We start from the raw sequence: 9,499 nt of genomic DNA, 5'->3' as shown, positions 1-9,499 counted from the left end.
GTCAGATGTGTATAAGAGACAGAAAAATGAAACAAAGACCATGGCTTTCCGTGCGGGTCCGCGAGAAAAAAACCGGTGATGCGACGGGAGAGGAAAATGAGTCAGAGAAGTGAAAAATAGCTTTTGATAATAAGGGGTTAGTGTTGTTTTAACGTAAGGGGGTAGTTTAAGCGGGGTTAATAGGGCTTGGACGCTGAACCTATTGAAGAACGAGCGTTTTTTGGCTGAAGGCAACCGTTAGCCAGGTGATTTTTAGCACTTAGAAGAACGAATGATGAAAGAAGAATCAGCGAAAGTGAGAAGCAGGAATGGTGCGTTCTAATGGACTCGAACCATCGACCCCCACCATGTCAAGGTGGTGCTCTAACCAACTGAGCTAAGAACGCATTCCTGAAATGCTGCTGTCTGGGTGACAACGGGGACGGATATTAACGACCTGAACGGCGGCTGGCAAGGGGCAAATAAACCAAATTACCGCCTTGCCGGTTCGATTGACGAGCTTATATCCAGTTCGCCGTTTTTTTCATCATTTCAGTGGGTTAATGCTCCGAACGCGCCAGCGTGACCGACGCAGGCTGGTTCTGTACCCAACGAATACGCAAGCCCATCATGATGGCGGAAGCGGTCAGGCCAATGATGAATCCGCACCAGAATCCTGCCGGACCCATCGGCGCGACCAATAGATCCGTCAGCGCCAGCATGTATCCGAAGGGTAGACCGAGCACCCAGTAGGCGGTGAAGGTGATAAAGAAAATCGAGCGGGTGTCTTTGTAGCCGCGCAAAACGCCGCTGCCAATGACCTGAATGGCATCCGACACCTGATAGATAGCGGCAAGCAGCATCAAATGCGAGGCCATTGCAACGACCTGCGGATTGTCGTTGTAAAGCAGGGCGATCGGTTCACGTAGTACGACGGTGAATATCGCCGTGCAGAGCGCCAGCGCAACGCCGCAAAAAATGCTGGTGCGGGCGGCAATGCGGGCATTAGGCACCGAGCCTTCCCCAAGCCGGTGTCCGACCCGAATCGTGGCGGCGACGCCGAGCGACATCGGCAGAACAAACATCAGCGAGCTAAAGTTAAGCGCGATCTGGTGACCTGCGACATCGATGACGCCGAGCGGCAGCACCAGCAGGGCGACAACCGCGAACAGGCTGACTTCGAACAAGATCGCCAGGGCGATTGGCAGTCCAAGATTGAATAGCCGTTTGATGACGGGCCAGTCGGGGCGCAAGGGTGTGGCATGGCTGCTGATATCCTGTATCCAACGGGCCCGGCGCATGTAGCCCGCCAGCAAAAACAGCATGATCCAGTACACCGAGGCGGTGGCGACGCCGCAGCCGACCCCACCCAATTCGGGCATGCCAAGCTTACCGTGAATAAACACGTAGTTGATCGGGATGTTGACCAGCAGGCCGATGAAACCGACGATCATCCCCGGTTTGGTTTTGGATAGCCCTTCACACTGGCTGCGCAGCACCTGGAAAAACAGATAGCCCGGTACGCCCCAAAGCAGCGCGCGTAGATAGCCCACCGCCTTGTCCGCCAGCTCCGGCGACTCGTTGTGCATCAAATGAATGACTTTGTCGCCCTGGTAGAGTACGAGCATGGTGACGACGGAAACCATGGCGGCCAGCAGAAAGGCCTGCTGCCGTTGATGCGCAATGCGTTCACGCCGACCTGAGCCGTTGAGCTGGGCCACCACCGGAGTCAACGCCATCAGCAGGCCGTGACCGAACAGAATGACAGGCAGCCAGATCGAGGTGCCGACCGCCACCGCAGCCATGTCGGTCGCACTATACGAACCAGCCATAATGGTATCGACGACACCCATGGATGTTTGAGACACCTGCGCAATGATGACGGGAATCGCTAGCGTTAACAGCTGACGCGCTTCCGATAAGTACTTTTGCACGCGAACACCTTTTGTAGATCGACAGTTCGTCACTCGAGATGACGCCATCATCCTATTTATTTGAAAAAAGTGGGGTATTGTAATGTTCTGACAACATTTTACCAATAACTTGTCTATATATACCGGCTAAACCTAGCAGTTAAAACTGTCTGTCAAACTACCCATATCACACCATATCGTGCAAACTGACGTTAGCGCTTATGTCGCGGGTATGAAGCCTGCGACATTCTCTAATCGAATTGGATTTGTAAAGAGGCAGAATTAATGTTTACCGGTATCGTTCAGGGCACTGCGCCGGTGGTGTCTATTGATGAAAAAAGCAACTTCCGTACTCATGTCCTGCAGCTGCCGCATGAGCTGCTGCCCGGATTGCAGATCGGCGCGTCCATCGCCAATAACGGCTGCTGTCTGACTGTCACGAAAATTGACGGCGATCTGGTCAGCTTCGACATCATGAAAGAGACGCTGCGTTTGACTAACCTGGCTGATTTGCAGGTAGGCTCTTGGGTTAACGTCGAGCGCGCCGCTAAATTTGGGGATGATGTGGGGGGGCATGTGATGTCCGGCCATATTATGTGTACGGCGGAGATTGTGAAGATCCTCACCTCGGAAAACAATCATCAGATCTGGTTCCGTCCGGCGGACGAAACGCTGATGAAGTATATTCTGCACAAGGGGTTTGTCGGCATCGACGGGATCAGCCTGACGGTCGGCGAAGTGACGAAAAGCCGCTTCTGCGTGCATCTGATCCCCGAAACGCTACAACGCACGACGCTGGGCAAAAAACGACTGGGCGACCACATCAACATTGAAATCGATCCGCAGACTCAGGCGATTGTCGACACCGTTGAACGCGTCCTGGCGAATCAGAACCTTTCTCTTTCCGTGGTGCCTACGCCTTCTCAGGTCTGACCGGGATGGTGGGTTGGCGGAAGGTATAAAAGCTCCGCCAACCTGAGTGCTCAACGCGGTGCGCGAATTCCGCCTTCCACGCCATTTGTGCTGAACAACACCTGCCATAACTGGATATTCCGCGCCCGGAAGGCGCCCGCACAGGCGTTCAGGTAATAGCTGAACATGCGCTGGAAACGTCCGGAATAGGCGCTGGCCAGCTCCGGCCAATGCCGCTGGAAGCGTTCATGCCACGCCATCAGCGTGCGGTCATAGTCGGCGCCGAAGTTGTGCCAGTCTTCCATCACCATGTAAGGCTCGCTGGCGTGCGCAATATGCTGCACGGACGGCAGACAACCATTCGGGAAAATATAGCGGTCAATCCACGGGTCAACGGACAGGTCGGTTTTGTTCGCGCCGATGGTATGCAGCAGGAACAGGCCCTTGGGTTTGAGATTTTTGCGGACGACCCGGAAATAGGTGTCGTAATTTTTAGGGCCGACGTGTTCGAACATGCCGACGGAGACGATGCGGTCAAACTGACGATCTAAATCGCGGTAATCTTCCAACAGGATAGTGACGTCCAGATCCCGACATCGCTCTTGCGCCAGTCGCTGCTGTTCACGCGAGATGGTGACTCCCGTCACGGAAACGCCGTAGTGCCTGGCGGCATATTCGGACAATCCCCCCCAGCCACAGCCGATATCCAGTAGCGTCATGCCACGCTGCAACTGCAATTTTTCGCATATCATGCGCAGCTTGTTTTCCTGCGATTGCTCCAGCGTCTCGGCTTCCTTCCAGTAGCCGCAGGAGTACTGCATGTAAGGGTCAAGCATGAGTGAGAAAAGGTCATTGCCGAGATCGTAATGCTCTTTTCCGACGATCCAAGCTCGTTTTTTGGACTGTAGATTGGTGAGGCGGGCGATAAGAACGCGGGCGATATCACTGACATGTTTCGGGAGCTTATTATCAAGCCCGGCCCGGAGTACGCGGTGAAAGAAAATATCGAGTCTTTCACATTCCCACCAACCGTCCATGTAACTCTCTCCGAGACCGAGAGAGCCTTCTCGCAACACGCGTTTGTAGAGGTCAGGGTTTTTCACCTGAATATCGAACGGGCGAGAGCCGTTAATAGCGATATCCGCCGATGACAACATTTCTTTTACAATCTGGAACCAGGACGTGTTATGGGTGCCCAGTTCCTCCACATAAGATGAACTCATAACCTCTCCCTATCTTGCTGTTAGCGGTTACCGCAAGAAACAGCTTAGACAATATTTACCTGTAGAAGGTGTCGGTGGACGTGATCCATCGTCTATCCCCCGAAAAAGGGACTGGGGGAAATTAAGAGAAAAGCCGGTACGAAAGGCATCTATCCGTGCCACAAAAGCCTGAGTAGGCAACATGTTATATCGGCAGGATAGTAAACTGCTCAGTATGTCTTGTTCGTAGGTTATTGTCTTAGAAGACAATGACAAGTTTATGACTGCTTCAACCAGGGTACAAGCTTTAAATGGCTGAAGCAGGGGAAAAGGCGAGGGTAATTATTTCATGCGAAATAGATGTGATAACTAACGACGATAATCACGGAATGGGCCGTCAGCCACGGACCGACGCTCAATTAAACGCGGGTGTACCTCAATCACCTGAGACGTTTCACGCTTGCTGGTAATTCTGTCGAGCAGCATGGCAAACGCGGATTGTCCCAACCGTTCTTTGGGCTGGTGAATGGTGGTCAGTGCCGGAGTAAAGTAGCGGGAGTGGCGAACATTGTCGTAGCCGATGATGGAAATATCCTGCGGCACGCGCAGCCCCAGTTCATCCGCGGCGCAGAGCGCGCCCATCGCCATGATATCGCCGCCACAGAACACGGCCGTGGGCCGATTTTTCTGCGCTAAAATCTGATGCATGGCCTGGTAGCCGGATTCCGGCTCGAAGTCGCCCTGTACGATCCACTCTTCACGCAGATCAATACCCGCTTCTTCGAGTGCTTTTCTGAAACCGAGATAGCGGCCGCTGCCGGTATTGCGCTCCTGCAACCCCGGAATGGCCCCGATGTCCCGGTGGCCGCGCTCGATAAGGTATTGCGCGGCGAGGTATCCGCCTTCGAAAGCGTTATCGATAACAGTATCGGTGAAGTCGCTGTGTGCCTGGCCCCAGTCCATCACCACCATTGGGATATGACGATAGCCTTCCAGCATTGACAGAAGCTCAGGCGGGTACTCCGCACACATCACCAGCAGCCCATCCACGCGCTTTTGCGCCAGCATAGCGAGATAGGCTCGTTGTTTGTCCAAATCATTATGGGAATTGCATAGAATCAGCGTGTAGCCTTTGGCATAGCAGCTGTTTTCGACTGATTCGATAATTTCCGCGAAATAGGGCGCTTCGCTGGACGTAGCCAGCAGGCCGATAGACTTGGTGTTATTGACTTTCAGGCTGCGCGCGACCGCGCTCGGAGAATAATGCAGTTCGTCAATGGCGGCGCGAACGGCGGCTTTGGTCTCTTCGGCGACGAATCTGGTCTTATTAATGACGTGGGATACGGTTGTGGTTGAAACGCCAGCACGTTTTGCCACATCTTTAATCGTTGCCATCTAAATGACTCCTAAACCTACTTCCAGCAGCAGTAAGTAACTTGTTAATCGTTTGCCTGCGCGAATTCTTCTCTTTCTGAAGATAAGTGTCATTCAGAAGGAGGGGTGTCGACGGATATACCTGAAGATAGGAAATGATGCTCGACCAACGGAGTTCGTACAGCAGTAAACCGGCAATTCTGTCCGATCTGGCCTGAAAGTGAAAGTGTTTATTCTTATCCTGTAACGATTAACGCACCGTATTGCTGGAATAGAACAGAAAGGTCACTTCCCCATAACATTATATTCATCATTTGAGTGCTGATAGCCGTGAGTTCCCCTATACTGAACCGGCATTGCGACCTTGTGTGTTGTGCTGACAATTAAGGAGAGAGTGATGGATACGAATTTGAAAATGTCGCTGTTGACGACGGTAGCGGCATTGGCGGTGATTGTTGCCTTCAGCTTTACCGCGGTATTTGGCGGATAAACTATCCTGCTGATAATGATGCTCACCGGATATCTCGCGCGTGAGTACGTGACAAAAAAGGGACTTCGGTCCCTTTTTCTATTTCGGCTTGCTTAGATTTGAATGATTGCCGCAGATTATCTCACCGTCTGAGGCATGACGACCCGACGCGCGCCGATGTAATGTTCCTGCCAATAGTCTTCGCTGAGCTTGCTGATTTTAATATCCGAACCCGCGCGCGGAGACTGAATGAATTTCCCGTTCCCGACATAAACGCCTACATGATCCGCTGTACCTCGATGGTTGATACGGAAGAAGACCAGGTCGCCGCTTTCCAATTCGTTTTTCTTGATAGGCGCAGCATCTCGCAGATGGAACATTTCATTGGCAGTGCGCGGTATGGGGATCTTAACGATGTCTTTATATGCGTAATACACCAGCCCGCTGCAGTCGAAACCGGTATAGGGCGAAGAGCCTCCCCAGTGGTAGGGTTTGCCTATCTGGCTCATCAATTTGTTGATAGCGGTAACTTTGGCGCGCTGCGAGCGCTGTTTGTGCGCCGAACTGAGCGCCAGGCCACCCGTATCGACAACGTCATTTTTTTTGTTGGGGATAACATGTGCGGTTGTGGTTCTTTCCTCATCATTCCGGGCATGTCGACCCCGTTTAGGCGCTTTCTTTGTCAGCGTTAAAGTGGATTGACCTCGTGATAACCGCTTGGCGATCTTGGGTGATGCTGACTGATGGGAGGGTGCGTCTTTCTTTAAGGATGAATGCGTAGTTGCGGGCGTCTGTTTTGAGCTGTGTTTGTTCTTTTTGTCATTATCGGCGTCAGCGGTAGTTTTGGTTTTGAGTGGTTTATTGCGGTTTTTTTTCTTGTCTTGTGTGGCGGAATTCGATTTTTTAGCGTTTTTGGTTTCTTTATTTTTCTTCGTATCGGCGACATCTGAGGGATCGATAGTGGATTTACGGGAAGTTATCGCCGGATCGTGGGGAGCCGACATGGCCTGGCTGAAAACCAAGCTGCTAAAAACCAATACGAAAAAAGTCGCAAGTAAACGCATTATAGTCTGACCGATGGTTGTTCTTGAACGTCCGATTTCCACAGTATTCCTCAAATCAGCATGATTACAAAGCGCGAATAAGCAGTTAATGAGTACAGAATAGTGAAAAATCGTTAATACGTATTTTTTTCTCGGTATTAATGCTTATTTTTGTTGATGATTTAACCGTTTAACGTTTCTAAAAGCCATCCGGCGATAACCTTACAAAAGATGGCGTTTTTTGTGGTTATCGCTATCGTTAAAATATGTCAGAGTAGTTGGGGTGAGCGTATGCCCTTTACTGATGCTATGGCTAGTGGCTTATCATTAGCCATCACGTGCTTTAAGGAAGCAATAGAATGACGACAACGACAATTGAGAAAATCCAGCGTCAAATCGCTGAAAACCCGATTCTGCTGTATATGAAAGGTTCCCCAAAACTGCCGAGCTGTGGTTTTTCTGCTCAGGCGGTTCAAGCGTTGTCGGCATGCGGCGAGCGTTTTGCTTATGTCGATATCCTGCAGAACCCGGATATCCGTGCGGAACTGCCTAAATATGCCAACTGGCCAACGTTCCCGCAGCTTTGGGTCGATGGTGAGTTAGTCGGTGGCTGCGATATCGTGATCGAAATGTATCAGAGCGGTGAGCTGCCGAAGCTGATCAAGGAAACTGCTGAAAAGTACAACGCTCAGCAGCAGGATCAAGAGTAAGTCAGAGGTTAGGACGGCGGCAGGATTGACCTCGCGTCCGGCACTGAATAGGGCGGCTTAGGCCGCCCTTATTGTATCTAACTGATGTCTAACGCTGCGCCACGGCGGTATTGTCTTCTTCAGACTCACCGAGCGGTAACGGCCATCCGCCCATTTTTTTCCAACGATTAACCAGTTCACAGAACAGCAGCGTGGTGCGTTGGGTGTCATACAATGCGGAATGCGCCTGTGAAGAGTCGAATGGAATTCCGGCGGTGATGCAGGCTTTAGCCAACACGGTTTGGCCAACAACCAGTCCGCTTAAGGCGGCAGTATCAAAAGTGGCGAAGGGGTGGAAAGGGTTACGCTTGAGGCTGCAACGCTCGGCGGCAGCCATAAGAAAGCTGTGATCGAAAGTGGCGTTGTGGGCAACCACAATAGCGCGATTACAGCCTTGATCTTTAATCCCTTTCCGCACCATTTTGAAAATTTCGTGCAGCGCATCGTATTCTTTGACGGCGCCGCGTAGCGGATTACTGGGATCGATGCCGTTGAAGGCCAGCGCTTCGGGCTGCAGGTTGGCGCCTTCGAAAGGATCTACATGGAAATGTAATGTCTGGTCCTGCTGCAACCAGCCGTTATCATCCATTTTCAGCGTGATGGCTGCAATCTCAAGCAGCGCATCCGTTTTAGCATTGAATCCAGCGGTTTCCACGTCGATGACGACAGGATAAAACCCGCGAAAACGGGCGCTCAGTGCGTTCAGATTAATTTTCTCAGCCATCAGTCTCTTTTCTTTAGCAAAAATGCAGTGCGTATTATGGCAAATTTTTGAAGGGGATGCAGTAATGCGGAGGCGACGGACGCTGTGGCGCGCCCGTCAGTGGGATAGGTTAGTTGCCCAAGCCCTGGCCGGCATGTTTGTTTTCAATCAGCTCGATTTTATAACCATCAGGATCTTCAACGAAGGCGATAATGGTCGTTCCGCCTTTAACCGGGCCTGCTTCACGAGTCACCTTTCCACCGTCCTGGCGAATGCGGTCACAGGTGGCGGCCACGTCATCCACGCCTAGTGCGATGTGCCCATAGGCTGAGCCCAAATCGTAGCTCTCGACGCCCCAGTTATACGTTAACTCAATCACAGCGCCTTCGCTCTCTTCCGTATACCCTACAAAAGCCAATGAATAGCGGTATTCCGTATTTTCGCTCGTGCGTAACAGGCGCATGCCCAATACCTGGGTATAAAAGTTAATGGAACGTTGTAAGTCGCCAACACGCAGCATGGTATGAAGTAAACGCATAATTTCCTCTCATTCGGCTTTTGTCAGTCACCATCACCGTGGACCACGGAATATAGTCTGCAAAGTATAGCGTTCATAAAACTTTCAGTCCAAATCATTATTTTTCAATGTGTTAACACTCTGTTTAATGAACGGATACGTGCGTTTGTGATTTTAGGGTTTTCATCGACAGAAGACTATCGGACCTGTTATGGTCTGCTAAGAATTGGGTTGCGGTTAGTCAATTGTCTGAACTATTTTCCGGATATCGGCAACGAATGCTTGCCTGCCATTGCGAACAACGGTTCAATAAAGGGATCCGATGAGGAGGTCCCGTGGCTGAGCAGCTCGAACTTTTTCCTGTACCCAATCCCTGTCGTGGTATCTGCCAAGTGAATGAACGTGGTTTTTGCCGCGGATGTTTCCGTAGTCGGACTGAACGTTTTAACTGGATGCAGATGAGCGATGCTGAAAAACAGAATGTTTTGAGGCTATGCCGACAAAGAATGAAGCGGTACGAGAGAGTAGGACAACCATTATCATCTACAGAGCCGGAACAACCGCCCTTGTTTTAATGTTTGTTGTGATGTTTAATGCCAAAAATTAAGTGTAAGATCATTTTTAATTAATTATTATTT

Annotated in this window: 10 protein-coding genes and 1 tRNA gene; 4 read left to right on the top strand and 7 right to left on the bottom strand. The window is 51.0% G+C overall.

All coding sequences use genetic code 11. The features are described from left to right. Positions 1-309: 309 nt before the first annotated feature. Together Q7O77_RS10485 and Q7O77_RS10480 are read right to left on the bottom strand one after the other, a co-directional pair. Positions 310-386, bottom strand: a tRNA-Val gene (locus Q7O77_RS10485). Between the two features lie 153 nt (positions 387-539). Beyond that, entirely contained in the window at positions 540-1,913 is a 1,374-nt protein-coding gene (locus Q7O77_RS10480) for an MATE family efflux transporter (protein WP_304166713.1), read from the bottom strand. A 264-nt stretch (positions 1,914-2,177) separates the two neighbouring features. On the opposite strand from Q7O77_RS10480, the gene Q7O77_RS10475 reads away from it, so the two are divergent. Continuing rightward, entirely contained in the window at positions 2,178-2,825 is a 648-nt protein-coding gene (locus Q7O77_RS10475; RefSeq protein ID WP_304166711.1) for a riboflavin synthase subunit alpha, read from the top strand. 50 nt (positions 2,826-2,875) lie between these two features. Here Q7O77_RS10475 and cfa read toward each other — a convergent pair whose 3' ends face one another. Together cfa and purR are read right to left on the bottom strand one after the other, a co-directional pair. Then, positions 2,876-4,027, bottom strand: a complete 1,152-nt coding sequence (gene cfa, locus Q7O77_RS10470) for a cyclopropane fatty acyl phospholipid synthase (RefSeq protein WP_304166709.1) — start codon at positions 4,025-4,027, stop codon at positions 2,876-2,878. A 348-nt stretch (positions 4,028-4,375) separates the two neighbouring features. Next, positions 4,376-5,401 carry an HTH-type transcriptional repressor PurR gene (purR, locus tag Q7O77_RS10465; RefSeq protein WP_304166707.1) on the bottom strand — a complete coding sequence of 342 codons (1,026 nt, stop codon included), beginning with the start codon at positions 5,399-5,401 and terminating at the stop codon, positions 4,376-4,378. A 376-nt stretch (positions 5,402-5,777) separates the two neighbouring features. Between purR and Q7O77_RS10460 the strand changes: the two genes are divergently transcribed. After that, positions 5,778-5,870, top strand: a complete 93-nt coding sequence (locus Q7O77_RS10460; protein WP_304166705.1) for a YnhF family membrane protein — start codon at positions 5,778-5,780, stop codon at positions 5,868-5,870. 116 nt (positions 5,871-5,986) lie between these two features. On the opposite strand, the gene Q7O77_RS10455 is transcribed toward Q7O77_RS10460, so the two are convergent. Continuing rightward, positions 5,987-6,913: a C40 family peptidase gene (locus Q7O77_RS10455; protein WP_304166716.1), complete on the bottom strand. Its 927-nt coding sequence runs from the start codon at positions 6,911-6,913 to the stop codon at positions 5,987-5,989. 338 nt (positions 6,914-7,251) lie between these two features. Between Q7O77_RS10455 and Q7O77_RS10450 the strand changes: the two genes are divergently transcribed. Next, complete coding sequence (locus Q7O77_RS10450) at positions 7,252-7,602, top strand: Grx4 family monothiol glutaredoxin (protein WP_026740290.1); 351 nt, start codon at positions 7,252-7,254, stop codon at positions 7,600-7,602. A gap of 88 nt (positions 7,603-7,690) precedes the next feature. On the opposite strand, the gene rnt is transcribed toward Q7O77_RS10450, so the two are convergent. Further along, a complete protein-coding gene (rnt, locus tag Q7O77_RS10445) occupies positions 7,691-8,365 on the bottom strand; it encodes a ribonuclease T (RefSeq protein WP_304166700.1) in 675 nt (224 codons plus the stop codon). Between the two features lie 109 nt (positions 8,366-8,474). Beyond that, positions 8,475-8,882: a lactoylglutathione lyase gene (gene gloA, locus Q7O77_RS10440; RefSeq protein ID WP_085684364.1), complete on the bottom strand. Its 408-nt coding sequence runs from the start codon at positions 8,880-8,882 to the stop codon at positions 8,475-8,477. Positions 8,883-9,196: 314 nt separating this feature from the next. Between gloA and Q7O77_RS10435 the strand changes: the two genes are divergently transcribed. After that, positions 9,197-9,436, top strand: coding sequence for a DUF1289 domain-containing protein (locus Q7O77_RS10435; protein ID WP_304166695.1), 240 nt, complete (start codon positions 9,197-9,199; stop codon positions 9,434-9,436). Positions 9,437-9,499: the final 63 nt, after the last annotated feature.

This window comes from Lonsdalea britannica (assembly GCF_946477055.1).
GTDB classification, from domain to species: Bacteria; Pseudomonadota; Gammaproteobacteria; order Enterobacterales; family Enterobacteriaceae; genus Lonsdalea; species Lonsdalea britannica_A.
Note: the sequence above shows the minus strand (reverse complement) of the source record. Positions and strands in the feature narration are given on the sequence as shown.